At 54.0% G+C, this 24643-nt stretch carries 28 protein-coding genes; 21 read left to right on the top strand and 7 right to left on the bottom strand.

Annotation, left to right across the window (positions count from 1 at the left end; translation table 11 throughout):
* Nucleotides 1-36 precede the first annotated feature (36 nt).
* From rpsA to GFN93_RS09385, 6 genes are all read left to right on the top strand, one after another.
* Nucleotides 37-1719 (top strand): 30S ribosomal protein S1, encoded by a 1683-nt coding sequence (gene rpsA, locus GFN93_RS09360; protein ID WP_153500805.1) that lies wholly within the window; start codon nt 37-39, stop codon nt 1717-1719.
* 69 nt (nt 1720-1788) lie between these two features.
* The gene (ihfB, locus tag GFN93_RS09365; RefSeq protein WP_153500806.1) at nt 1789-2133 is read left to right on the top strand and encodes an integration host factor subunit beta; all 345 of its coding nucleotides are present in this window, start codon (nt 1789-1791) and stop codon (nt 2131-2133) included.
* Between the two features lie 46 nt (nt 2134-2179).
* Nucleotides 2180-2410: a lipopolysaccharide assembly protein LapA domain-containing protein gene (locus GFN93_RS09370; protein WP_153500808.1), complete on the top strand. Its 231-nt coding sequence runs from the start codon at nt 2180-2182 to the stop codon at nt 2408-2410.
* A complete protein-coding gene (gene lapB, locus GFN93_RS09375) occupies nt 2407-3576 on the top strand; it encodes a lipopolysaccharide assembly protein LapB (protein WP_153500809.1) in 1170 nt (389 codons plus the stop codon). The genes GFN93_RS09370 and lapB overlap by 4 nt, the downstream gene beginning before the upstream one ends.
* Before the next feature lie 1220 nt (nt 3577-4796).
* Nucleotides 4797-5492: an orotidine-5'-phosphate decarboxylase gene (gene pyrF / locus GFN93_RS09380; protein ID WP_153500811.1), complete on the top strand. Its 696-nt coding sequence runs from the start codon at nt 4797-4799 to the stop codon at nt 5490-5492.
* A gap of 88 nt (nt 5493-5580) precedes the next feature.
* Nucleotides 5581-5895: a ComEA family DNA-binding protein gene (locus GFN93_RS09385; protein ID WP_153500813.1), complete on the top strand. Its 315-nt coding sequence runs from the start codon at nt 5581-5583 to the stop codon at nt 5893-5895.
* Nucleotides 5896-5969: 74 nt separating this feature from the next.
* On the opposite strand, the gene GFN93_RS09390 is transcribed toward GFN93_RS09385, so the two are convergent.
* Together GFN93_RS09390 and GFN93_RS09395 are read right to left on the bottom strand one after the other, a co-directional pair.
* Nucleotides 5970-7295: a succinylglutamate desuccinylase/aspartoacylase family protein gene (locus GFN93_RS09390; RefSeq protein WP_407921791.1), complete on the bottom strand. Its 1326-nt coding sequence runs from the start codon at nt 7293-7295 to the stop codon at nt 5970-5972.
* 18 nt (nt 7296-7313) lie between these two features.
* Nucleotides 7314-9194 (bottom strand): ATP-binding cassette domain-containing protein, encoded by a 1881-nt coding sequence (locus GFN93_RS09395; protein WP_153500815.1) that lies wholly within the window; start codon nt 9192-9194, stop codon nt 7314-7316.
* Nucleotides 9195-9484: 290 nt separating this feature from the next.
* On the opposite strand from GFN93_RS09395, the gene GFN93_RS09400 reads away from it, so the two are divergent.
* A complete protein-coding gene (locus tag GFN93_RS09400) occupies nt 9485-10603 on the top strand; it encodes a sterol desaturase family protein (protein WP_328594467.1) in 1119 nt (372 codons plus the stop codon).
* A gap of 103 nt (nt 10604-10706) precedes the next feature.
* Nucleotides 10707-11114 (top strand): SMI1/KNR4 family protein, encoded by a 408-nt coding sequence (locus GFN93_RS09405; RefSeq protein WP_153500819.1) that lies wholly within the window; start codon nt 10707-10709, stop codon nt 11112-11114.
* A gap of 181 nt (nt 11115-11295) precedes the next feature.
* On the opposite strand, the gene trmY is transcribed toward GFN93_RS09405, so the two are convergent.
* Entirely contained in the window at nt 11296-11898 is a 603-nt protein-coding gene (trmY, locus tag GFN93_RS09410; RefSeq protein WP_153500821.1) for a tRNA (pseudouridine(54)-N(1))-methyltransferase TrmY, read from the bottom strand.
* Nucleotides 11899-12168: 270 nt separating this feature from the next.
* Between trmY and GFN93_RS09415 the strand changes: the two genes are divergently transcribed.
* The 7 genes from GFN93_RS09415 (at nt 12169) to GFN93_RS09445 (ending at nt 17571) form a co-directional block, all read left to right on the top strand.
* On the top strand, nt 12169-13002 hold the full coding sequence (locus GFN93_RS09415; RefSeq protein ID WP_153500823.1) for a hypothetical protein: 834 nt from the start codon (nt 12169-12171) through the stop codon (nt 13000-13002).
* 141 nt (nt 13003-13143) lie between these two features.
* The gene (locus GFN93_RS09420) at nt 13144-13569 is read left to right on the top strand and encodes a hypothetical protein (RefSeq protein WP_153500825.1); all 426 of its coding nucleotides are present in this window, start codon (nt 13144-13146) and stop codon (nt 13567-13569) included.
* A 167-nt stretch (nt 13570-13736) separates the two neighbouring features.
* Nucleotides 13737-14489: a hypothetical protein gene (locus tag GFN93_RS09425; protein ID WP_153500827.1), complete on the top strand. Its 753-nt coding sequence runs from the start codon at nt 13737-13739 to the stop codon at nt 14487-14489.
* A 185-nt stretch (nt 14490-14674) separates the two neighbouring features.
* Nucleotides 14675-15613 (top strand): DUF6602 domain-containing protein, encoded by a 939-nt coding sequence (locus GFN93_RS09430; RefSeq protein ID WP_153500829.1) that lies wholly within the window; start codon nt 14675-14677, stop codon nt 15611-15613.
* A 90-nt stretch (nt 15614-15703) separates the two neighbouring features.
* The gene (locus tag GFN93_RS09435) at nt 15704-15991 is read left to right on the top strand and encodes a hypothetical protein (protein WP_208993731.1); all 288 of its coding nucleotides are present in this window, start codon (nt 15704-15706) and stop codon (nt 15989-15991) included.
* Between the two features lie 104 nt (nt 15992-16095).
* A complete protein-coding gene (locus GFN93_RS09440; RefSeq protein WP_153500833.1) occupies nt 16096-16803 on the top strand; it encodes an alpha/beta fold hydrolase in 708 nt (235 codons plus the stop codon).
* Nucleotides 16804-16842: 39 nt separating this feature from the next.
* Nucleotides 16843-17571: a suppressor of fused domain protein gene (locus tag GFN93_RS09445; protein WP_153500834.1), complete on the top strand. Its 729-nt coding sequence runs from the start codon at nt 16843-16845 to the stop codon at nt 17569-17571.
* Here GFN93_RS09445 and GFN93_RS09450 read toward each other — a convergent pair.
* Nucleotides 17519-17944 carry a hypothetical protein gene (locus GFN93_RS09450; RefSeq protein ID WP_235901778.1) on the bottom strand — a complete coding sequence of 142 codons (426 nt, stop codon included), beginning with the start codon at nt 17942-17944 and terminating at the stop codon, nt 17519-17521. The genes GFN93_RS09445 and GFN93_RS09450 overlap by 53 nt on opposite strands.
* A gap of 357 nt (nt 17945-18301) precedes the next feature.
* Here GFN93_RS09450 and GFN93_RS09455 point away from each other — a divergent pair, with 357 nt between their 5' ends.
* The 5 genes from GFN93_RS09455 to GFN93_RS09475 all read left to right on the top strand — a co-directional run bounded on the left by GFN93_RS09455 (nt 18302) and on the right by GFN93_RS09475 (nt 21033).
* On the top strand, nt 18302-18832 hold the full coding sequence (locus GFN93_RS09455; RefSeq protein WP_153500836.1) for a transglycosylase domain-containing protein: 531 nt from the start codon (nt 18302-18304) through the stop codon (nt 18830-18832).
* 61 nt (nt 18833-18893) lie between these two features.
* Entirely contained in the window at nt 18894-19196 is a 303-nt protein-coding gene (locus GFN93_RS09460) for a hypothetical protein (RefSeq protein WP_153500838.1), read from the top strand.
* 103 nt (nt 19197-19299) lie between these two features.
* Nucleotides 19300-19611: a hypothetical protein gene (locus tag GFN93_RS09465; RefSeq protein WP_153500839.1), complete on the top strand. Its 312-nt coding sequence runs from the start codon at nt 19300-19302 to the stop codon at nt 19609-19611.
* 125 nt (nt 19612-19736) lie between these two features.
* Nucleotides 19737-20177 (top strand): hypothetical protein, encoded by a 441-nt coding sequence (locus GFN93_RS09470; RefSeq protein WP_153500841.1) that lies wholly within the window; start codon nt 19737-19739, stop codon nt 20175-20177.
* A gap of 76 nt (nt 20178-20253) precedes the next feature.
* Nucleotides 20254-21033, top strand: coding sequence for a DUF2071 domain-containing protein (locus GFN93_RS09475; RefSeq protein ID WP_328594729.1), 780 nt, complete (start codon nt 20254-20256; stop codon nt 21031-21033).
* A 141-nt stretch (nt 21034-21174) separates the two neighbouring features.
* Here the strand turns inward: GFN93_RS09475 and GFN93_RS09480 are convergent, their stop codons facing one another.
* The 3 genes from GFN93_RS09480 to GFN93_RS09490 all read right to left on the bottom strand — a co-directional run bounded on the left by GFN93_RS09480 (nt 21175) and on the right by GFN93_RS09490 (nt 23691).
* Nucleotides 21175-22122 (bottom strand): ferritin-like domain-containing protein, encoded by a 948-nt coding sequence (locus tag GFN93_RS09480; RefSeq protein WP_153500845.1) that lies wholly within the window; start codon nt 22120-22122, stop codon nt 21175-21177.
* 90 nt (nt 22123-22212) lie between these two features.
* A complete protein-coding gene (locus tag GFN93_RS09485; protein WP_153500847.1) occupies nt 22213-23031 on the bottom strand; it encodes an SDR family oxidoreductase in 819 nt (272 codons plus the stop codon).
* A gap of 3 nt (nt 23032-23034) precedes the next feature.
* On the bottom strand, nt 23035-23691 hold the full coding sequence (locus GFN93_RS09490) for a hypothetical protein (protein ID WP_153500848.1): 657 nt from the start codon (nt 23689-23691) through the stop codon (nt 23035-23037).
* Between the two features lie 146 nt (nt 23692-23837).
* Here GFN93_RS09490 and GFN93_RS09495 point away from each other — a divergent pair, with 146 nt between their 5' ends.
* Nucleotides 23838-24497 carry a TetR/AcrR family transcriptional regulator gene (locus GFN93_RS09495; RefSeq protein ID WP_153500850.1) on the top strand — a complete coding sequence of 220 codons (660 nt, stop codon included), beginning with the start codon at nt 23838-23840 and terminating at the stop codon, nt 24495-24497.
* The last annotated feature ends 146 nt before the right edge of the window (nt 24498-24643 follow it).

The following is a 24643-nucleotide window of genomic DNA, read 5'->3' on the forward strand; positions in this document are numbered from 1 at the left end:
CTGCTGGTTGGCATGTGAATGTAAACAGAGAGAAACATGACTGAATCTTTTGCTGATCTTTTTGAAGAAAGCCTTAAGGACCTCGACGTTGCTCGTGGCTCCATCATCAAAGGCACCGTGGTATCCATCGACAGCGATTGGGTAACTGTTAACGCGGGCCTGAAATCTGAAGGCATCATTGCTCGTGACGAATTCATCAACGAGGCAGGTGAACTGGAAATCGCCGAAGGCGATGAAGTAGATGTAGCCGTAGACGCCATCGACGATGGCATGGGCTTCACTCGCCTGTCCCGTGAAAAAGCCAAGCGCGCCGAAGTATGGGGCGACCTGGAAAAAGCTTTCGACGACGACGAGATCGTAAAAGGTCAGATTTCTGGCAAGGTAAAAGGCGGTTTCACTGTGGACATCGGTCCGATCCGCGCCTTCCTGCCGGGCTCTCTGGTAGACATTCGTCCGGTGCGCGATGTTGCTCACCTGGAAGGCAAAGAGCTGGACTTCAAAGTCATCAAGCTGGATCCCAAGCGCAACAACGTGGTTGTATCCCGTCGTGCGGTAATGGAAGCTGAGCACTCTCAAGAGCGTGAGCAGCTGCTGGAATCCCTGCAGGAAGGCATGGAAGTCAAGGGTATCGTGAAGAACCTGACCGACTACGGTGCGTTCGTAGACCTGGGCGGTATCGACGGCCTGCTGCACATCACCGATATGGCCTGGAAGCGCATCAAGCATCCGAGCGAAATCGTGGAAGTTGGCCAGGAAATCGACGTCAAGGTACTGAAGTTCGACCGCGAGAAGATGCGTGTATCCCTGGGTCTGAAGCAGCTGGGCGAAGATCCGTGGCACGACATCGTGGGCAAGTACCCGGAAGGTGCCAAGGTGAAGGCCAAGGTAACCAACCTGACCGACTACGGCTGCTTCGCCGAGATCGAGGAAGGTGTAGAGGGTCTGGTTCACGTATCCGAAATGGATTGGACCAACAAGAACATCCACCCGTCCAAGGTTGTAGAGATCGGCGACGAAGTGGAAGTGATGATCCTGGACATCGACGAAGATCGTCGTCGTATCTCCCTGGGTATCAAGCAGTGTCAGTCCAACCCGTGGGATGCCTTCGAGCAGAAGTACCAGAAAGGCGAGCGCATTTCCGGCAAGATCAAGTCCATCACTGACTTCGGTATCTTCATCGGTCTGGAAGGCGGTATCGACGGTCTGGTGCACCTGTCCGACATCTCTTGGGAAGAGCAGGGCGAAGACGCTGTGCGTAACTTCAACAAGGGTGACGAGCTGGAAACCGTGGTTCTGTCCATCGATGCAGAGCGCGAAAGAATTTCCTTGGGTATCAAGCAGTTGACAGACGATCCGTTTGCTCAGTATGTTGCTGCTAACGACAAGGGCGCAATTGTTAAGGGCAAGGTCATTGCGGTAGACGCGAAAGCGGCCACCGTGGAGCTGGCTGAGAACGTCGAAGGTACCCTGCGTGCCAGCGAAATCAGCCGTGACCGTGTCAACGATGCGACCGAAGTGCTCAACGTGGGCGACGAAGTAGAAGCCAAGATCGTCAACGTTGATCGCAAGAACCGTGTACTGAGCTTGTCCATCAAAGCGAAGGATCAGGCTGATGAGCGTGAGGCCCTGGACACCCTGTCTGAACAGCAGGATGCCAATGCGCCGAAGACCATCGGTGATCTGATCAAGCAGCAGATGGAAAACAGCAACGAGTCTTAATCGGCTCCTCCCGAGGGGCCGGCAATAATGCCGGCCCCACTGGGCTGGGAGCCCAGGGAGCAAGCTGTAATGGCGTTAACCAAGTCTGAACTGATTGAGCGTATAGCCGACCGACAGTCCCAACTGTCGCCCAAGGATGTGGAACTGGCAGTTAAAACGCTGATCGAGGAAATGGCCGATTCCCTGGCCGGCGGAGGTCGTATCGAAATACGCGGCTTCGGCAGTTTTTCCCTTCATTTCCGCGCCCCCCGAGTGGGACGCAATCCCAAAACCGGTGCCAGCGTCGAGCTGCACGGTAAGTATGTTCCCCATTTCAAGCCTGGCAAGGAATTGCGCGAACGCGTCAATGAATCTCTGCAGCTGGAAGGCAGTGAGAACCAGGACTCCGATGGTAGCCAGGCTGCGGCCAGCTGACCGCTCCATGCTGTAACCGGCGAGGGCCGGAGAGAGGAACCCCGACATGCGTAACCTGTATCGCATCCTGGTGATTCTGGCTGTGGTGGCCGTCTTCTTTATCGCATTTCTTTTCGTTACCAGTAACCGTGATCTGGTCACCCTGGATTTGCTGGTGGACCAGTGGCACTGGGAAGTGTCTCTTGGCGTGTTGGTGATTGGTGTGTTGGCAATCGGTCTACTGGCTGGCCTGCTGGCCGGTATCGGCCTGCGTGGTCTCAAGAGCCTGTTTTCATGAATGAATCCCTGTGGTTGATCCCGTTCTTCTTCGTTGCCATCGGAGCGGGGTTCTTTCTTGGCCGGCGCGAGAGCAAGCGCCGCCAACGTCGCCGCATGGCCTCCCTGTCCAAGGATTATGTGGCCGGCATCAACTTCTTCCTCAATGAAGAGCCCGACAAGGGCATTGAAGCTCTGCTGAAGGGGCTCGACGTGGGTGAGGAAGGTCTGGATACCCATCTGGCCCTGGGCCGCCTTTTTCGCAAGCGTGGTGAGTTTGATCGCGCCGCCCAGCTGCACACCCATTTGCTGGAGCATGGCGAGTACACCCGGGCCGTACAGGAAGAAATTCAGCTGGAACTGGCCCAGGACTACCTGGCCAGTGGCATCTTTGATCTGGCCGAGCAGGTCCTGCTGGAGATGCTCGATCAGAACTGTGATGCCAAGGATGAAGTCTGCAGCCAGCTGATGGGCCTGTACGAACAGGAACGGGACTGGATCAATGCCATCAGCATGGGCGAGCGACTGGTGCGCAGCCGTCCGGAGCTGGCCTCTGTGCTGGCCCAGTACTGCTGTGAGCAGGCAGAAAACCTCAAGCGTGACAAAGAAATCAGTCCCGCCCGGCGCATGCTGCGCAAGGCGCTGTCACTGGATGAAAAGTGTGTGCGTGCCAGCTTCCAGGAAGGTGAACTGGAAATGGACGAGCAGAACTGGGATGCCGCCATCCAGGCCTTCCAGCGCATCTGGGTGCAGGACAGCGACTACTTCGATGAGGTGCTCGACAAACTGCGAACCTGTTTTGATGCCCAGGAAAAGAGCGAAGACTTTATCCAGATGCTGGCTGACTACAGTGCCGAGAAGCCCAGCACCAGCCGTATCCTGCTGCTCTCAGAAGCGCTGAAAGAGCGCTACGGGGACAAGGAAGCCGCCGATTTCATCGGTGAATATATGAAGGCCAATCCTTCCGTGCGCGGCCTCAACAAGATCCTCGACATGAGTCTGGCGGGCATTGTTGAAGGCGAAACCCGCGAGCACCTGGATGCCCTGCGCCAGCTGTCCGAAAAGCTGGTCAACAACAAGAGCCTGTACAAATGCCGCCGCTGCGGTTTTGAAACCCCACTGATGCAATGGCGCTGCCCAAGCTGCAAACGCTGGGGCACCATCAAGCCTGTAGTGAAGGAAGTTTAGAAGCCGCTACAAGCTTCAAGCTACAAGCTACAAGGAAAGAGAAGGCTCAACCCACAGGCATTTGCAGGAACTTGCCTGCAAGTGAAAGCTCCATCGCTAATGAAGAGTGGCTCCTACGGCCCGGAACACACTCTTGCGCATCCCCCGTAGGAGCCCATGCTCGCATGGCGATCCACCGCCAGAGCCCGATCGCCATGCAAGCATAGCTTCTACAAAAAGCGGTGAACTCCTGAGGGAATTTGCCTGCAAGTGAAACCTTCATCGCTAACAGAGAGGCTCCCACGGCCGGGAACACGCACTTACGCATCCCCCGTAGGAGCTCATGCTCGCATGGCGATCCGATCGCCAGAGGTTGATCGCCATGCAAGCATAGCTCCTACAAAAAGCGGTGAACTCCTGTGGTGGCCTGCCGGCAAGTGAAACCTTCATCGCTAACGAAGAGTGGCTCCCACGACCGGGAACACACTCTTGCGCATCCCCCGTAGGAGCCCATGCTCGCATGGCGATCCACCGCCAAAGCCCGATCACCATGCAAGCATAGCTCCTACAAAAAGCGGTGAACTCCTGTGGGAATTTGCCTGCAAGTGAAACCTGCATCGCTAACCGAGGGGCGCCCTCGGCCGGGAACACGCACTTACGCATCCCCCGTAGGAGCCCATGCTCGCATGGCGATCCACCGCCAGAGGTTGATCGCCATGCAAGCATAGCTCCTACAAAAAGCGGTGAACTCCTGTGGTGGCCTGCCTGCAAGTGAAACCTGCATCGCTAACCGAGGGGCGCCCACGGTCGGGAACACACTCTTACGCATCCCCCGTAGGAGCCCATGCTCGCATGGCGATCCATCGCCAAAGCCCGATCGCCATGCAAGCATAGCTCCTACAAAAAGCGGTGAACTCCTGTGGGTGCCCTGCACGCGACACCTGCATCGCTAGCAGAGGGGCGCCCACGTTCGGGAACACACTCTTGCGCATCCCCCGTAGGAGCCCATGCTCGCATGGCGATCCACCGCCAAAGCCCGATCGCCATGCAAGCATAGCTCCTACAAAAAGCGGCGGACTCCTGTGGGAGCTTGCCTGCAAGCGAAACGCCCACTGCCAGCAGGCTGGCAGCCACGGTCTGTAACCCGTTACCGCGCACCCCGTATTACCGCTCCCCATTGTTGAACCGCTTCCGCGCAGCGCCTACCATACCCCCGCCTACCCACCACTCAGGAAATTGCCATGCCCATTACCAGCCCCGTTGTTGTTGCTCTGGATTACCCTGATCAGGCACAGGCCCTGGCCATGGCGGATCAGCTGGATCCGGCCAAGGTGCGGGTGAAGGTGGGCAAGGAAATCTTTACCCGCAGTGGTCCGGCGGTGGTGGATGCGCTGCACGGCAAGGGCTTTGAGGTGTTTCTCGATCTCAAATTCCACGATATCCCCAACACCGTGGCCGGTGCGGTGTCTGCGGCTGCGGATATGGGGATCTGGATGGTGAATGTGCATGCCAGTGGTGGCCAGCGCATGATGGAAGCGGCGGCCAATGCCATTGCCAACCACGCCAGCCGCCCCTTGCTGATCGCCGTCACCGTGCTCACCAGCATGGAAGCCTCGGACCTTGAGCAGGTGGGTATCGTCGATGCCCCGGAAGTGCAGGTACGCCGCCTGGCGGAACTGTCCAGGGCCTCCGGCATGGATGGCGTGGTGTGTTCCGCCCGGGAAGCCGCCATGCTCAAGGAAGCCTGTGGCAAGGACTTTGCGCTGGTCACCCCGGGGATTCGTCCGGTTGGCGCGGATGCTGGCGACCAGCGTCGGGTATTGACGCCGCTACAGGCCCGCGACGCGGGCGTGGATTACATGGTCATCGGCCGCCCGATCACTCAGGCCGCACAACCTACAGCGGTAGTGGACGAAATATTACAGAGCCTTTCCTGAAGCGCTGACACGCATTGCCCCCACGGGCTGATAACCCCTCGTGGATAACCCTTTTATGGTGCTTTCTCCAACAACAAGGAGATCTACCATGAAAGGAATCCAGATCGTATTCGCCGTTATCCTGCTGGCCTTTGCCGGCCTGTCCCAGGCGGTGGAAGTGACCCCGGTCACCAATGCGGCCACCGAGCAAGCGGCGGAGAAGGCTTCCAGCCTGATCAACCTCAACACCGCCGACGCGGAACAGCTGCAGGCACTGAAAGGGGTTGGCCCGAAAACCGCCCAGTCCATTATCGAGTGGCGGGAGGCCAATGGTCCTTTCACCAGTGTGGATCAGTTGCTGGCCATCAAAGGGATTGGCGAGAAGACCCTGGCCAAAATGCAGGGGCAGCTGACGATCCAGTAAGGCGTTGACGGGGGTAAACGAAGAGCGCCACTGCGGGGGAGCAGTGGCGCGGATGCCCTTGAAGGGTCGGGAGATTACTCGGTGGTATCGTCCGGGTCTTCCGGGGCGTCTACCACAGCCACATTACTGCTGTCCCGGGGGTGACCAGCGGAATGGGGTTCGGCTTCATTGCTGTCACCGCTATCTTCTTCCGGGCCCGGGTGCCCCTGGGTCTTTTCCTTGCTGGCTTTTTCCGCCTGGGCTTCCACTTCCTCCGTGGACTTCACTTCCCCGATGCGGAAGGCCGCAAAACCGGCATGTACCACCTGGTTCACCGCCATGCCCAGTACCCGCCCATCATAGGGTGCGATAATGGCGCTACCGGTGTTGCTGATGGGGTCGGTAACCGTGCCGAGGATTTCCCCTTTCTTGACCTTGTCGTTCAGCTTCACTTCCGAAAGCAAAATGCCGCCCTGGGCTGCACGAATCCATTCCGATTCGAAAAACACGGGCTGTGGCGCGCTCCAGAAACGGCTGGCTTTACGCATCTTCAGGTTTTCCAGCAGTGTCTCCATGGCCTGCAGGCCATAGTTCACTGCCTGGGGCTCAAGCCGGTTGGGGCCGCCGGCCTCCATGGTCACGGAGATGATACCGTCCTTCACCGCCGCATCGCGCAGCATGCCTGCCACGCCCGGGCTGTGCAGCACGGTCATGCCGCCAAAATGCTTGGCAAAGGCCACCACATCCGGGTTGTCCAGATCCGCGCGTAACTGAGGCAGGTTGACCCGCTTCTGGGACCCGGTATGCAGATCCACCAGATAATCGCAGTGGCTGACAATATTGCTGTACAGGGAGTGGGCCACGCGGGCAGCGGCACTGCCCTTGCGGGTGCCGGGGAAGTAGCGGTTCAGATCGCGGCGGTCGCTCAGGTAACGGCTGCCGTTACGGAAACCGTCCAGATTTACAATCGGCACCCCGATCACGGTACCGGCCAGTTGGTCCGGTTCCAGTTCATACATCAGCCGGCGAACCATCTCGATGCCGTTGAGTTCGTCACCGTGAATGGCGGCGGTCAGGCAGAGCAGGGGGCCGGGTTTGGTGCCATGGGCTACCAGCACCGGTACCGGTGTGGCAATGGACGCGAAAGACTGATCCGGCGTCCAGTGCAGGGTCGCAAAGCTGCCGGGTTCCACGGTCCGGTTGAGCAGGGCCAGGGCGGTTTGCTGCGGCTGCGGCTCACTGGCCACATCCCCATCCTCTGACTGGACCGCATGGGCAGGCTTGGTGGGCGCCGGATGGTCCGTCTCCTGCTGGCGCTCCACCGCGCGTTCTTCGTCTTCTACCTCGGTGGCCAACACCGGGCCAGCAGCCAGCATCAGGCTGATACCGAGAATACCCAGATAGCGGATCGATGATTGCACAACCACTCCTTCAAAAAATCAGCCGAGCTGGTCCAGTTCGTCCCAACGCGCGTAGGCAGCTTCCAGCGCGGTTTGCAGCTCGGTTTGTTGCTGTTGGGCGGCAGTGATCTCGGCCGGTTCGCCCTTGTAGAACGCCGGGTCGGACATGCGTGCCTGTACCGCTTCCAGATCGCCTTCCAATTGTTCAATGGTAGCGGGGAGCTGATCCAGCTCCCGCTGATCCTTGTAGGACAGCTTCTTGCGTTTGGGCGCGTCGTCGTTGGCCGGTGCCGCCGGCTTCTCGGCTTTGACGGGCTTTTCCTTCACAGGTTCCGGCCGTTGACGAATCCAGTCCTGATATCCGCCCACATAGCTGTTTATGTGACCGTGTTCGAAAACCAGTGTGGAGGTCACCACATTATCGATGAACTCCCGGTCGTGGCTGACCAGCAGCAGGGTGCCCTGATAGTTCATCAGCTGCTCTTCCAGCAGCTCCAGGGTCTCCGCATCCAGGTCGTTGGTGGGCTCATCGAGCACCAGCAGGTTGAACGGCTTGGTGAACAACTTGGCCAGCAGCAGACGGTTACGCTCACCGCCAGAGAGAGACTTCACCGGCTGGCGCACCCGGCCGGGATCGAACAGGAAATCCTGCAGGTAGCCAATCACATGCTTGTTCTGACCGTTCAGGGTGATCACATCGGAGCCTTCGGCCACGTTGTCGATCACACTCTTTTCTTCGTCCAGGGTATCGCGCAGCTGGTCGAAGTAGGCCACCTGCAGCTGGGTGCCGATCTTCAGCGTGCCGCTATCCGGTTTGAGGCGATCCAGCAACAGACGAATCAGGGTAGACTTGCCGCAGCCGTTGGGGCCAAGAATGCCCACCCGGTCGCCGCGCATCAGCGTTACCGAGAAATCCTTCACGATCTGCTTGCCGCCCACGGCGTAGCTCAGGTTTTCCGCTTCCACCACGATCTTGCCGGAGTTATCGCTGCTCTGGATGGTCAGGCTGGCGGTGCCGGTGCGGTTGCGGCGCTGGGCAAACTCATCGCGCATGGCCTTCAGGGCCCGTACCCGGCCTTCATTACGGGTGCGGCGGGCCTTGATGCCCTGGCGGATCCACTTTTCTTCCTGGCTGAGTTTCTTGTCGAACTCCGCATTGGCTTTCTCTTCCGCATCCAGCGCGGCCTGTTTGCCGCTCAGGTACTTCTCATAGCTGCCGGGCCAGCTGGTCAGCTTGCCACGGTCCAGCTCGATGATGCGGGTGGCCAGGGCGCGGATAAAGGCCCGGTCGTGGGAGATGAACACCAGCGTCGCGCCATAGTTCTTCAGGAACTCTTCCAGCCACTGGATGGATTCCATATCCAGATGGTTGGTGGGCTCGTCGAGCAGCAGAATATCCGGTTCCTGGACCAGTGCCCGGGCCAGCAGCACACGGCGCTTCATGCCGCCGGACAGCCCGGCAAACTGCATGTCGCCATCCAGGTTCAGTTTTGACAGGGCGGTCTCAACCCGTTGTGACAATTGCCACGCGCCACGGGCTTCAATCTCGCTACTGAGCTTCTCGAAGCGGGCCAGCACCTTGTCATCGCCGTCGGCCAGCTGGTGACTCAGCTCGGCATGCTCACTCAGCAGCGCACCATGCTCGCCCAGCCCCTGGGACACCATGAAATGCACACTGTGATCCTGGTCGTCCGGCACTTCCTGTTCCAGCCGGGCGATGCTCAGCCCCTGGGTCTGTTCAATGTGGCCATCGTCCGCCTGGATCTCCCCGGCGATCACCTTCATCAGGGTGGACTTGCCCGCCCCGTTACGGCCAATCAGACACAGACGTTCGCCGCTGTCGATGGAGAGGTTCACATGGTCCAGCAAGGCCTGCTGGCCATAGCTGAGCTGTATTTCGCGAAGCGTGAGTAAAGGCATACTTTGGTGTGGTCAAATATGTGAGTATTGCGAGGCTGAGTTGCAAGCTACAAGCCTCAAGCTGCAAGGCGCGATTGAGACTGGGTGATATTTCAACGCCTGCGCCCGCGCACAGAGTCAGGGCGCGGAGCAAGTCGGTATCACGGGTACGGCATAACGCGCGCCTTGTAGCTTGAGGCTTGTAGCTCGAAGCTGTAATTGAACGCGCAGTGTAGCAGCTTGTTACTGCCCTGTACTGGCCCAATTGCGGGGTGGTGGGGCAGTCTTTGGGGGAATGGAGGAGGGATCCTGTGACAGAATTTTTACGCGAACGTTATGAAGAAGTGGACCTGACGCCGGGGCAGGGCAAGATCACCGCTACGGTGTCGATCGGTCTTGGCCTCCTGGCGCTGATGGGCAGCTTCTGTTTTCTCTATCCGGAGATTTTCACCACCCCGGAATTCCGGGGCTTCTACGATGCGCAGGTGCTGCGTATGGCGCTGTTTATTGGCATCGGCATCGGCTTTATCTGCGGCTTCTTCAGCGTGTTCCGGCATCAGGAAAAACGCTACGGTATCATCGGTATGGTGCTCGCCTGCATGGCGGCGCTGATCGGTTCTGGCCGGCTTGATGTGCCGCCGGTGGATGGCCGTAGCCTCTACGCCGGGCTGGACTATTTTATTCTTACCTTGCTGGTGCTGGCGCTGGTATTCATTCCGCTGGAGCGGGCTTTTCCCAAAGACCCGCAGCAAAAGACGCTGCGCGGCGGCTGGATCACCGACATGAAGTACTTCCTGTTCAGCCATGTGGGCCTGCAGCTGATCAGTTTCTTTACCGTTATCCCGATTCAGGTGTACCTGCACGACAGGGTGGATGTGGGCTTCCAGCAGGCCATTGCCAGCCAGCCCCTGTGGCTGCAGTTTATCGAAATTTTGATCGTCATCGATCTGGGCAGCTACTGGATTCACCGCGCTTTCCACGAAGTGCCCTGGCTGTGGAAATTCCACGCCGTGCATCACTCCACCACCCAGATGGACTGGCTGGCGTCCTCGCGTTTGCATGTGGTGGAAATCATTGCCAACCGCTTCGTGGGCTACCTGCCCATCTTCATTCTCGGTTTTGCGCCATCTGCGGTGTATGCGTATCTGGTCTTCGTGTCGTTCCACGCCATCTTTATCCATGCCAACGTGCGCTTCCGCTTTCCGGGTATCCGTTGGCTCATCGCCACCCCGGAATTCCATCACTGGCACCATTCCTCGGAAGACGAAGCCGTCGATAAAAACTACGCGGCCTTCCTGCCCATCTACGATAAACTGTTCGGCACCCTGATCATGCCCAGGCACCTGGCCGCCGAGTACGGCACCCGTGCCAGCACCCAGGTGCCGGAAGGCGTGGTCAAACAGTTCCTGTTCCCGTTCCGCCGGGGCTAAACCGCGATACCCGTAGGAGCCTGCCTGCAGGCGATTTTCACCATCGCCAGCAGGCATGCCCTGAAGGGCACAGGGAGCTCCTACGAAATGATGAAGAGCCAATATGGAAGACGTAATCGAACTGCTGCGCGAACGCCACGACGGTGGCCTGGTCGCCCTGGAGTTACCGGACGAAGACCGCCTGGTAGAAATCGAAGAGCAACTGCTGATTTCGTTGCCCGGTGACTACAAGGGGTTTTTGCTCAACGCCAGCGACATCGTCTGTGGCAGCCTCGAGCCGGCCACCGTGATGGACGACTACGCCCACAACTTCCTGCCGGAAATGGCCGCCAACGCCTGGGACCAGGGTATGCCTCGCTACCTCATCCCCGTCTGCGAAGCCCCCGAAGGCATCTATGCCATGTCCCAGGAAGGCAGCGTGCTGCTTTGGCAGCCCGGCAACGGCATCAGTGAAGAGGAAGAGTGGGGGAGTATCTGGCAGTGGGCGCGGGAAATCTGGCTGGAAAGTTAGCTACAGCGTCGCTGTAGGAGCTTGCCTGCAAGCGATCCGAGCGACAAGCGAGGAAAAACGGTTTCGAGTTACGAGAAGCGAGTTTCGAAAGGCAAAACAGAACAATGCGTTCTGGTGAAAGGTTTTCGCAACTCGAAACACGTCACTCGCGTCTCGACCCTTCGCACCTCAAGCGGTGCTCCTACATCCCCGCCAAATCCAGCTCATTATTAATCAACACCACACACTGCGATGCAAACAGCATGGTCGGCCCCAAGCTGATCTTTTCTGCCCCCAGCCGCTTCAGGCTGTTGAAGCTCTTCTTCGGCATGGGAATGTGATCGGTGAGCAGGAAGCAGGGCTTCTCGGCAAACGCCAGCTCGCGAATGGGCTCACCCTTCGGATCCATCATATACAGCTGATGGCCCTCCTCGGCTAATTCCTTCACCAGCTTCTCGAAGCTGACCGTGCGCACGCTAATACCGCTCTCTACCGCCTTCATCTGCTCCTTGCCCATGCCTGCAGAGGCATCCAGCGCCCGCACCACCTTGGCCAGCAGCGCCTGCTCATGAAAGCCACCAATATCCCGCATCTCCGCGGCCACGAAGGTGAGGGTGCGCGAATAGTCCTGGGTGCTCTCCAGCACCAGATGCACCACCACATCGTCCCGGTGAGACTGCGCCACAAAGATCGCATTCATCAAGGTATGGGCCAGGATCTCGCTGTGGGCATCACCACCCACATTGGCAAGCAGGGTCTGGCTGTTGGTAGAGGCAGCACGGGCGCGGAGGACAAAGGTACGCATTATCTGGGGCTCTGGAGAATGTGGAAGGATTGTACATCAGACGGTTATCGGGCGTGGAGACATGGCTATGGAGGGATAGCAGCGCCAGTTTTCAACGGAACCTTCCTTTGAACTCCGTGTAAGACATTGGCTATTTCACTCTAACTGATTGATATGAGAGTATTTTGATATGTGAACGAAGAGGGTGGCTCGGAGTTATACGGAACCGAGTTATAAGGAACGTTCTAATGAATTCGCTGTTAGATTTTCGCCGTGCAAGGAGCAATATCAGTGCACAAGAATCTGGTTCAATCGAGGTTCCTTTTTGAGAAGGCGCAAATCCTCTGGGAGCCTTACCGTGATATTTCAAACGGTTTGGTTGTTAGCCTCTTACAAGATGCTGCGGAACTGGCTATGTGGGCGATAGTTAACAAAAAGTCCGTTCAGGTGAAAGATAAGGATGGATTTGTATCTATTCTGGACAAGGTAGGCTCAGAGGTTGGTGATCTTTATGGGAAAGCTCAGATTATTGAGATCAACAAGTCTCGTGTTGCTTTCAAGCACTATGGACTGTCCCCGTCACCCTCGGATATTCCGAGATTTATTGAAGGCGCAAGGTTCTTTTTAAAAGAGAACGTCCGAGCTTATATCGGATTAGATTTCAACGCTGTGTCTCTTGCGGACGAAGTTCCCGATATTGAAATCAGAAATTTTATCAAGAATTCAGAACAATGCCGGGATGACGGCAACTTTGATGACGCGCTTGTCCAGGTTAGCTTGGCGTTTCAGCGAATTCTGCATGTGGCTCAGAATGATTTGTTTGGCAGTATGCCACGCTTCGATAAAGCTGATCGCCTTTTCCCGCAAGACTCACAGGAAGAGGCAAGAGAATTAATATCGAGTTTCGGGGATTTTTGGGAGGTTTTTTGCAAGAATAATGCGATGTTAACGTTGGGTGTCGATCGCGAACTCCTCGGCGAGATTGAAGCTAGGCGAGTTACCGTAAATGTTTCTGAAGGTGGCAAAACGCTTGGAGTCTACAGGCACAATAAGACCGAAAGTACTATGGAGAATGTCAATTTCCTTATTTCAAACGTTACCGAAATAGCGCGCCGAGCTCCTTAAGGACGATGACGTTTATTGCGCACGCTGTGCAGGAAACAGCCTAACTAGTGCAGGCACGGCGACGCCCTCTCCATTACGCCTTCGGCTCCATTCCAAGGGCGCGCATGCTGCAAACGTTAGCTCTACAAGACAAGGATGCAGATGGAAGACATAAAAACTTTATTTATTGGAGTGCTCGGTGGCTTGATGGTACTCGGTATTGCCAAAGCTTATAAGTCGTATCGGAACAAGAGCGTTCAGGAAGATATTAAGTTCCTGGAGTTCGAGAAGAAGCATCTTGGTGAGATGAAGAAGTCTAGCGTAGAGATGAATCGAAGCTCCTTCAGGGCGATTTTCGCCCTATTTTTATTTATCGGCTTGGCCAATCTGACACCGCGATTTTTTGATTTGATTAATGTTGAAGCTCTCTCTGGCCTATCGTCTCTCGTAACAATGATTATTTGGGCAATGTTCATAGGGTTGTGTATTAAGTTCTGGCGCAGATATGAGAACCTCAAGAACTTCAAAGAAGCGATGGACAAGCTTGACGACAAAATCGAGAAGCTCCGTGGAAAATTGCCAGAGTAGCTAACCAGCGGCTCTCGCGATTCCTCGCGATTCGGGGTCAGGTCTTGCATCGTGCATCTTGGGCGCACGATGCAAGACCTGACCCCGGACGGTTTCGCACTTATAACAAGGGAGGGCACGCGACAAGCGTGTGTCGGCAGTGTTATGGCGTATGGGATATTGTTTAAATGAAAATTTTAGTAATCATAATATCAATTGCCCTATTTGGGATGTTGCTGTTCAAGATATTGAATGGTTCACAAAGAAAGTTTGACCTAAAAATATCAGTCAAAAGCTTGTATCCCCAGAATGGAAGCACCCTTGAAACTGGAGAGCCAATATTTCTGGATATTGCTTATCAATACTCTAATCCCAAAGAAAATTTTCACATATGGGCGAAGGTTTTAGATGAAACCTATAGCTCTACTTATCAAGGGTCTGTAGATCAATTGACGCCTGGTAGTGGGGAGGTTGAAAGATTCGTGTTTCTTACAGAGCCAGGAAAAATAAAAAGAATTCACATTGTTGTCAAAGGCATGGATTTTGAGGAGGTATATAACGACTTTATAGATGTAAATTATACCTTTGAAGAGAGTGAAGAATATAAAGCTTTCAAAAGTGATGGTGTAGGGTCTCATATTTCTTCCGTTACTTTCGACAAGCCACAGGGAGAGGTGTTACGCAGTGGCGATACCGTGACAGCAACTCTTCAACACCACATTAACACTGAGGAAGGGCTGGATATATGGGTAATGCCTGAAACCAGTTGCAACCATACTTTCGAAGGAACTACTGGTGTGCAAAAAGGCGACGGACACATCCAGAAGTACTTCACCATTAGTGAGCCTTGTGAAATAAAAGAACTAAAAATTTTAATGAAAAACAAAGTTGGCAATAAAGTCTACGATAAAAAAATAGATGTAGATTTCAAATTTAAATAAGCGCAAGCGATTCGGGGTCAAGTCTTGCCCGGAAAAATGGATTCAGGTCTTGCAGCGTGCGAGGAGATAAATGGGGTCAGACGCTGTGTGAACTGATCCTGACGGCCCTCCGCCGGGCACTATTTTTTCGCTTCGGTGAAAAAAGATCGCCGCGGAACAAAGGCGTTAGAAATACAAGGATAAAGATGAAGCAACAGGGCACCAATGCAATTGCCATCCTTTTGGATGAAAAAATAAATGAATTTAAAACCGCGTTTATCGAAAATTCTCGATTACTATTTGTTGATGATGAAGGGAGCTTAGTTCACCCAGGGGAGTTTGGTACTTATAGAGAAGATGTAGTTAAGAAATTCCTGACTAATATTCTTCCTGAGCGAATGGGTATGGAATCAGGATTTGTTGTAACTTCAAACGGAAAGATAAGCACTCAATGCGATATAGTTATATATGATAAATCCGTAACTCCTTTGATTAAGAATGAAAATGGGCAACGATTTTTTCCGATTGAGTCCGTAGTTGCCATCGGGGAAATTAAATCGAAGCTGTCAACTTCTGAATTAAAGAAAGCTCTAAGAAAGTTAGCTAAAACCAAATCCCTTAGAGATTATCTCTACGAGCCAAGTTACACCTATTGTAAAAAAGAGGAAGGAAACGCAAGCATCTATCAGCCGGAAAAAGATGAACTGGATCAGATTATAACCTTTCTAATATGTGAAGAGTTCTCATTCTCTCCTCGCGAAAACCTGGTCAATATAATGGATTGCTACAAAGAAGAACTTCCACACAGGCCGTTTTGCCACAGGCATAATATGGTGTTAAGTATTAATGACGGCTTGTTAACCTATCTGCACCCACAAGGCTTCGTATATCCATTTCCCTCAAAAGCAACGCTTATACATGACTACGGCGGCACTGATCAACTTAAAGAAACCAGATTAACCGCTGAGTTAATGAAATATAGGTTTATTGCACCTCCAACCGGTTCATCCGAACACATACGACATTTTACAAGTATGCTCCATATGGCTTTAATCAGTGTCTCAGTCCTTTATCCTGAAATGGCTCGCTACATAGAGGGCCGAGAGGATGTTCAATTCATAGATTTTGAGCAAAGCCTCAGATGATTTCTAATAAATCAATCAACTACGCTCCTACGGCGCCGGACGCAGCAAAGCTGCGCCGGTTATTGAGGCGTTATAGAGGGAATGGATTCGATGCCTGATTCAACATCAAGGAGAGCCATCCGGATTTTTCTGCTTTTTGCCGCAGCTGCACTTATCGCTGGCTGCGCCAAGCAGCCCGAGGCAAGTGCATATATGTACGATCCGCCCGGTTTTTTTATGGGTCTTTTTCATGGGTTCGCAATTCTTTTCAGCATGATAGGAAGCTTTTTCATGGATATCCGAATTTACAGCTTCCCGAATTCTGGGCTCGGCTACGATATAGGCTTCTTTCTGGGCGCTGCTATGTTTCTGGGTGGAGGTGGCGCCAGTGCCAAGTAAATCTATTACAACGCAAAGCAGAGCAACGAAAATGGAGTCAGGTCTTGCATCATGCATCAGAGCTGCGCGATACGAGACCCGGCCCGCAAGTAAATGGATAAGGCATGAAACTCATACTGCTTCCAGGCATGGATGGGACAGGAATGCTATTCGAGCCTCTCCTGAATGAACTGGGTGAGCTTGATACGGAAGTGGTGCCCTTGCCCAACTCAGGGCCGCAGGACTACGCTTCCCTCGCAGAAGTAGTGGCACATATTATTGGAGAACGAGAGTGCGTTCTCCTCGCCGAATCTTATTCCGGAGCCATTGCGGAGTTTCTGGTTAGAAATTACAGCCTGAATATTAGACATATCATTTTTGTGGCATCATTCCTCTCGAGTCCACGCCCTTTTCTGTCTCGATTGGCTGCTTTCCTGCCCATTAAGGCTTTGGCGGCAATACCTATTCTGGCCCCATTTGCATTGAAAGCTCTCATGTTGGGCTGGTCTGCCAATCCTGAAACTATTTCTTTGTTCAGAAAAGCGCTGCGAGAGGTTGATTCCAGAGTTCTAAGCATGCGGCTACGTCAAATAGCGGAATATGGTTCAGCTGGCAAAACCTTTGAAATCGGTTCTACCTATATTCGCCCCTCGGGTGATCTGCTTGTCAGTGACAGGTCCAAAGAGATCTCCGCAGCCTTTCCAAATCTGAAGGTGGTTGAGGTGAGAGGCCCCCATTTCGTGTTGCAAGCTGAGCCAGAGGCATGTGCTGCAGTAATTCGGGCGTCGGTAGGTCATTTAACTAGTAAAGGCAATGGCACGCCTTCGATGTGATCTTATTCAAGCGTTTAAAATAATAAAATCGGAGTCAAAATGAGCAAGGATGATCAGTTGGTATCACTGTCAGGTGCACCCATCTTTCGCTACACAGATGGGGAAAAGGAATGGGAGGCACCTGATGGTGAAGAATGTATTGAAGAAATTTCGGATCATATTGAGCGTCATATAGGCGATGTCAGTAGTGTGTTTCATGAATTAATCTCTGACACAGTGCATATCGATGTGCATCATGTGAAACCAACAAGGGAAAGGCCGTTCCACACCTTGGTAACCTCCGGTATGAGCGATCGGCAAATGAATGTTCCTGAGGGGGTTAACGCTACCCGCTATATGGAGCTAATGGTGACGTTGCCGGAGGGTTGGAGGATCGATGATGAATCGTTTAGAGATGAAATATGGTATTGGCCCGTAAGGCAGCTAAAGTTTCTGGCTCGTTTTCCTCATAAGTTTGAAACCTGGCTAGGGTGGGGACATACAATTCCGAACGGTGACCCCGCTGAACCCTTTTCTGAGAATACGGATTTATCCGGCGTCATTATTCTTCCTTCTGTCAATGTTACAGAAGAGTTTAGATCTCTTGAAATTAACAAGGAAAAAGTCATTGAGTTCTATAGTGTCGTCCCGCTGTATGACGAGGAAATGAATTTAAAACTTCGTAAGGGCACCGATTCGCTATTGGATAGGTTCGACAAATACGCAATTAGCGACCTTATAGAAATCGACCGTAGAAATATTGCCAAGAAACGCTTCGGTATATTCTGATGCGATACGGGGCAGCTCTTGCCGCGTGCCTTAGATGGAAAAGGCAAGACCTGACCCCGGGTTCGCTCCTGTGCTCCTTGCCCATACCGGCAGAGGCATCCAGCGCCCGTACCATCTTGGCCAGCAACGCCTGCTCATGAAAACCACCGATATCGCGCATCTCAGCGGCCACAAAGGTGATAGTGCGAGAAAAGTCCTGGGTACTCTCCAGCACCAGATGCACCACCACATCCTCCCGATGCGACTGCGCCACAAAGATCGCATTCATCAGGGTGTGGGCGAGGATCTCGCTATGGGCATCACCGCCCACATTAGCCAGCAGGGTCTGACTGTTGACGGAGGCCGCACGGGCGCGGAGGACGAAGGTACGCATGTTCTGGGGCTCTGGAGAATGAGGGGGGAATTGTACATCAGACGTTGATTGGGCGTGGAGACATGGCGTTGGAGTGTAGGCAGTGTCCGTTTTCAACGGAACGTTCCTTATAACTCTGGAAGTGAAAAGCCAACTCATTGATTTCAATTGCATTTCGAATGACTGAAAACGGGATAGCAGGAAAGGAGTTCAAAGGAACGTTCCTTTGAACTCCGTGTAAGACATTGGCTATTTCACTCTAACTGATTGATATGAGAGTATTTTGATAGTGTGAACGTGGAGGGTGGCTCGGAGTTATACGGAACCGGGTTATAAGGAACGTTCTAATTAATTCGCTGTTAGCTGAGTGGTGGCTGCTTGAAGTTCATTATTCGCACTGTTGCTATTCTGCTGGCTCTATCTCTTATATATATAGGAATATATTTTATTGTAGAGATTCGTCCTCACGTGTCAGAAATGGATGAAATGATCAGAGAGTATGAGACAGATTCGCTCAATTACTCTTCTATCAAGTCGATGGCCGTAGCTGAGGAAGGTATTGATGGTATCGGAAATTACGTGGGGCACTCATTGGCCGTAAGTAATGTCGGTTCTGGATTTAGGGGGGCTTGGCATCTGCTGGGCTTGCATTGGCAGCTTTGGATTCGTTTGCTCTATTCAGAAGATGAGATTTTTCGTTTGTGGTTGGCCATGGTTCCATATGGGGGTGGTAGGGGTATGCAGGATGCGGCTCAGTTCCATTTTGAGAATGACCTTGATTCTCTAAATTGCCACCAGCTAGCTCAGCTTGTTGTAATGGTTCGTGCGCCATCGATGTTTAAGCCTGGTAGTGAACGATCAGTTAACCGCATACGAGATCACGGCGTAGTTCTTCGCTGCGACAGCTAACAAGGGCCTGCAAGCCGACCTTCGGCGGCTGAGGCGGGCGTTAGCAGGCAAGGAAGAGCCAATGGATCCGAGTAATATCCTAAAGATTGAATCCCTTGATGAGGGTTGGCGTGATAAGGATTCAGTAATGCTCCATGCGTGCTTCCAGCTACTGAAGGACAGCATAGAGAAAGAAAATTTATTGTCTGGGCACGTGGATTGGGATGCTGACGAGAAGCACCGTTTGGCAAAGAAAGAGATAGAAAATTTATACGAGTGGTGGGTTTCTTATACTGAGCCGGAAGCTCTTAACGAAAAAGACTATGAACAAGAAACGCAGATGTTGGTGCGTTTAGTGAAGGTGAGGTGGGCGCTTTGGACGTAGCTGCTAACAAGGGGCTGCAGCGGACCGCTTTTCTGGCGCGGTGGGCCTCCAAATCGGCCGCTGAGCCCTGTCGTTAAGTGCTATGAGGCTGATACCAATAACTATGCTTCTCATTGCTTCAGCTTCTGTATTTGCAGAGCCTGATATTGAGAGTGCAGTGAGAAGCTTGTTGGCTGGGGAAGCCGCTGTTATCGAACATGTTGGGCCCAGTCTGCAAGCCAAGATTGATTCATTGCCTGATAACTGCTCAGTTGAAGTGGTTATTGGCGATGCTGAATACCCCATCGGTGATGGAGAGGCCACCCATCATTCACTCGTAGAGTGCGGAGCTTCAGGTGGTATAGGTTTGAGGCTTAAAGCGTTGGGAAGTAATGATTACCGTGTGCTTGGCTTTTGGAGTCTGTCAGGCACTTAACAAGTACCTCCAGGCCGACCTTCGGTGGCTGAGGGGGGCGTTACGTTGATTAGATCATGAGAATCTGGGTGCTTTTGGTGGTTGTCATGTTGTGCGGGTGTACTGTTCTAGCCAAGGATGAGTACATGGCTGTTTCCGATCCCGCTGGATATGAGCACTATGATTTCGAGCAACTGGATTGCTATGAAACTGAAGGCTTGGAGGTTTGCTCGCGCCCCTTCAAGAGCAAATCATTAATGATTGGTGTCGTTGTGCCAATCTGGCCGCAATTTTCCAGAGGAAGGCTTTCTTACGATATCGAGCGGGATCGCTCCGTCCGAGTTAGGAACACGTCGGAAGGTATTGCTAAGTTGGTCTTGTTCTCGTCTGCGGCTGGTTGCGAGTATGAGGAAGGCTCCATCACATGCGCAGAGCTAGATAATTTTGAGCTGATGCCTAGCGAGAGCGTTTGGATGAAACTGCCAAAGCATGATGGCCTCGAAATACGAACTGATTTTGAGGGCAAAGGAAGCATTATTAAATTGCGCACAAAGACACGGCTCAATATCCATGCCGTATCTGTGTAAAACGTAACAATAAGCAGCAGGCCGACCTTCGGCGGCTGTGCTGGGCGTTAAAATTTAGGAAATTACTTTGCAGGAAGTGAGAAAGTTTGAAGACTGCCTGACCGAGAGGCCAAAGCCTAAAGGTATTGACGTGCTTTGTGGGCTAAAACACTTTGCAATCATTACCTATGCTGTTCCCGCCGAGAGGTTTGAGGGAGTTTTCCCAGATAGGTTCCAGCTAGACACTATTCAATTGGATGGGCGAACTCTGGGTTTGATTTCAGTTGTGCCGTTCGTGGATGTTGATTTTACGTCAGCAGTGTTTCCATTTCCAAAATTCACGATGGGTCAAACCAACTATCGCATATACATCAAAGATAGGGAGACAGGTGAAAGGTGCGTATGGTTTCTTGGTACCACCCTCGATTCGTGGACTCTGCTGGTTCCTAGATATTTATGGAATCTTCCCTGGCATGCCGGGAAGGTGAAATTCGATTGCAGCTTTAATCCCTCGACAGGGTTATACGAAAAGTATGAGATGAACACCAAATCCAACTGGGCGGAAGCAGCTGTTGAGCTACGCCAATCGGAAGAGGATGCTTTTGATTTCCCAGGATTTCCCGATACGGAGTCAGCACTTGTTTATCTGACGCACCCTCTAGCTGGTTTCTATTATCGTAGAGACAGGAAAATCGGTACGTACAGGGTTTGGCACAAGGAATTACTAGTAAAGCCAGCGGCTATTAAGTCAGCAAAGTTTCGACTTCTATCCGAACTCGGGATTGTTCCAGAGGCCGAGCAATGCAACCCGTATAGCGTACTCATAGAGCCCTTGAATGAGTTTACGATTTATTTGCCACCAAAGGTGGCCGGCTGAATATTTAACAAGGCTCCACTAGAGAAATGAGCGTCAGCAGTGGGGTCAAGCGTCACCAGTAGGGTCAGGTCTCCCATTTCCCAAAGCTGAAGGTCGGTGTGCATTGGCTACCAGACCCCCGACGGACTTTGGGGATAAGCCTTATTCTTTGTCGAACGATTTCCATGTCACCTCGCCGACCCAGCTCGGTTTCTTCGGCAGGGCCCATTGGGGAATGCGGTCGGTGAGTTTGACCATCAGGTCCACAGGCACGTGATAATAGCGATTGCTGCGATCTGCCATCATTTTCATGTGGGCACTGACCATGCGAAAGAGTGGGTTGCTGCGGCCGGCTTTCGTGCGGCCGCCGATCTTTTCGAATTTGGCCATGGCCTGGTAGAGCTTTTCTTCCGGGAGGCCGGCACGGATCACGTTATCGCGCATCTTGTTCATGAGCGGAAAGTGGACGGCGGCGCCCAGGATGATCTGGGGTTTGAGGATGCGCCCCAGCATCCGTACGGAGGCCATGTTGATCCGGGCGCTTGTGCGGCTGTGGCTGTAGCGTTCCATGACGGCAAAGCCGACACCGAGATGCCGGGACTCGTCATCGTTGATTCTGGCAAAGGCCTGATGGCAGACCGGGTCCTTGACGGTGTCGAGGAGGAACTGGCACAGGGCGCCATCCAGGGCGACTTCCAGTGCGGGGGTAACGGTGCCCAGCACGCGGTAATCCAGATCATCGGCATAGCGTTCCATCCAGTCCACTACCAGACGAATGTTGTTGTTGGGCGGTGGCATGTTGCCGTTCTCATCCAGCATGCCCCAGCGCTTCATCAGCGCCATTTCTGCATTGGCATGGCGCTGCTCTTCGGCACAAAAGTAGGTGTAAAGCTGGCGCAAGGTGTCGGTGGGTGCACTCTTGGCCATGGCTGCAAAACCGCGCCCACCGATGTGTTCTATCCACACCAGATCGGCCATGAAGTCGCGGAGTTTGGGCAACTGCTCATCGGTGATCAGCTCTGCGCCCGGGGCGTCCCAGTCGATATCCTGCAGGGCCCACTGGGTTGTGCGCACCTTGTCCAGCATTTTGTCCAGATCCACGGTTGCCATGGGAAACCCCTCCTGACCTCATGATTCATTTGAACACCCAAACGCCAGGCTTGCGGGCATTTGGGTGTTACCGGAGCGGTGCGGACGGGGTCAGTGTTTGGACACCCGCTCCTGATAGGCTCGAGACGCGGGCGTATCATGCAGCAGCCGTTCCTGGGCGCCGGCCAGCTTCTTGAGGAAGCTACCGACTTTTTCCGGCAGGACTTCTTCGATGGCCTTCACCGGCGTGAGCCAGCGGGGAACCGTGATCTCTCCCTTGCAGTGGGAGCAGCTGGCGAGGATCTCTTCTGCCACCTCTTCCGGGCTGGCCTTGGGCACGCCACGTATATTCAGGCCGGCGGCCAGTTCGGTTTGCACTGCCGAAGGCATCACGGTGGTAATGGTGACATCGGAATCGACAATTTCCGCACGTACTGAACGGGACAGGCTGGCGACCCCAAATTTGCTTGCCGTGTACACGGCCACGCCAGGCAGGGTCATCTTGGCGGACATGGAGGCTACATTGACGATGTGGCCGTAGTTTGCCGCCAGCATGTCGGGCAGCACCAGGCGCATGCCGCTGATCACGCCACCAAGGTTGATGGCGATTTCACGGTGCTGGCTGTCCAGGGACTGATCGATAAAACGGCCCGTGCGCTGAATGCCGGCATTGTTGACCAGCAGGGCGATGGTCCCCAGGGATTTTGCCTGCTCAATAAAGTGGTTAAAGGACGCCGGGTCTGCCACATCGACCTTAACGGCCAGGGCCCCGCGACCAATAGTGTCCGCCGCTTTTTGTGCTTCTGCCTCATCGATATCGCCAACGACGACACGGGCTCCCTGGTCGGCCAGAGCTTTTGCTGTCGCAAACCCGATACCTCGTGCGGCTCCGGTGACACAGGCGATGGCGCCATTGAGATTGATGCTCATGGTTCAGCCTCCCACCGGATAGCGAAGACCAAAGTAGCCGGACAGGTTCCAGCCAAAATTGTCCCGGATCAGCACACGGCCGAGATACACCTCGGGGACAATTTCCACGATTTCGTCGCGGGTTCTGGGCAGGATCAGCGGGTTGTTGTGCTCGGGGGACGCGTAGTTGAGCGAACGCACCGGAATGTTCGGGGCCACGGGGGAGTTATCAATGCAGTGGTAAAAATCAAAGCCAATCAGTTCGCCGTTTATCTTGCGCAGCTTGTAGTGCGGCATCACCGCCATGGCGGCAAATTTGGTGCTGGGGGTGAGGCGGTTGTAGCCGGTGCCGTTGGCATTGAAGGTTTTCCCGGCCCAGCCCATGCCGCCGAGCATCTGCCCCAGTCGGATCAAATAATCCAGCCCCCGGAGCACCGGGTTGCCGTACAGGTTCATGTTGATCCCCTCGCAATCGCCATGGGGGGATTCCGGGGCAGTGCCTTGTGCAAAGACGCCCGCCAGGCGGTATTGCTGACTGGGCTTTTGCAGTTCCTGGAACAGTGCCCAGGCTTGCGCCTTGGCCTTGGCCGGGGATTTGGCATACAGGGTGCGCAGGCTTTCGATATAGGCCTGGTCAGACAGGGGGGCGGAGGACGATGTGGCCGCAGCGCTGGTGCTCATGTAGCAGGCTCCTCAGGAGTGAGTAAAACAATAGTTGGTACAGGTCTGTACCAATAGTAGGATTGAAGCTTGAAGAGAGTCAATAGCGGCTTGCTGGCCGCGTTGCTCTCTTTATAAGATGGCGCAACCCCAGCCAGGCCAGATTCATGACACAGCCAACACGTCCTTTTCAGGGTGAGCCCGCCGCTTCCCGCATCAACGCTCGCCGGCAAACCTTGCTTGATACCGCCTTTGCCATGGCCTCCGAGGTGGGCTGGAGTGGACTCTCCATTCATCAGTTATGTCAGCAGGCGGGGCTCAACAAGCGTTACTTCTATGAGAGTTTCAAGAGCCTGGACGCGCTGGCTGCGGCGCTGGTGAATGATCTTGCGGAACAACTGATTGAGACCGGCCAGGCGGCGGCAATAGCGGGTATTCAGCAGGGTCTGGATACCTCCGCGCTGGCCCGTCATGCCCTGAAGGCCACCATCGGCTGGCTGGTGGACGACCCCCGCCGCACGCGGATGCTCTTCAGTGTGGCCAGTGAGAACTCGCAAGCCTTGCAGCATCGCCAGGAAGTCATCCGCAAACTGGCACAAACGCTCTCCGCGTTCAGCATCGAGTACCACAAGGCGGATGAGCCCCATGCCATCGCCAAGGTGGGCTCTGCATTACTGATTGGCGGCACCATCGAGATTATTGTCAGCTGGCTGGATGGCTATCTGGAACTGTCGCTGGATGAGCTGGTAGAGGATGTGGCCTGTTTCTGGGTAGCGGTGGGTGACAGCGCCATTGATCTGACCAAAAAAAGATTGGGAATTGAGTAACCGCTTCCAGAGGTTATTGGGAGGCAGGGAAACAGGGTTAGCGAGCAAGCACTCCTTAATGCCGGTTTCCTCTTGGACAATCCCTCCCGAAACATCGTGGTAAGGTCTTGTGTCTTGCATTTGAGTGCAGCATTTTTTGGCTTGTC

It is taken from the genome of Alcanivorax sediminis (assembly GCF_009601165.1).
Classification (GTDB): Bacteria; Pseudomonadota; Gammaproteobacteria; order Pseudomonadales; family Alcanivoracaceae; genus Alcanivorax; species Alcanivorax sediminis.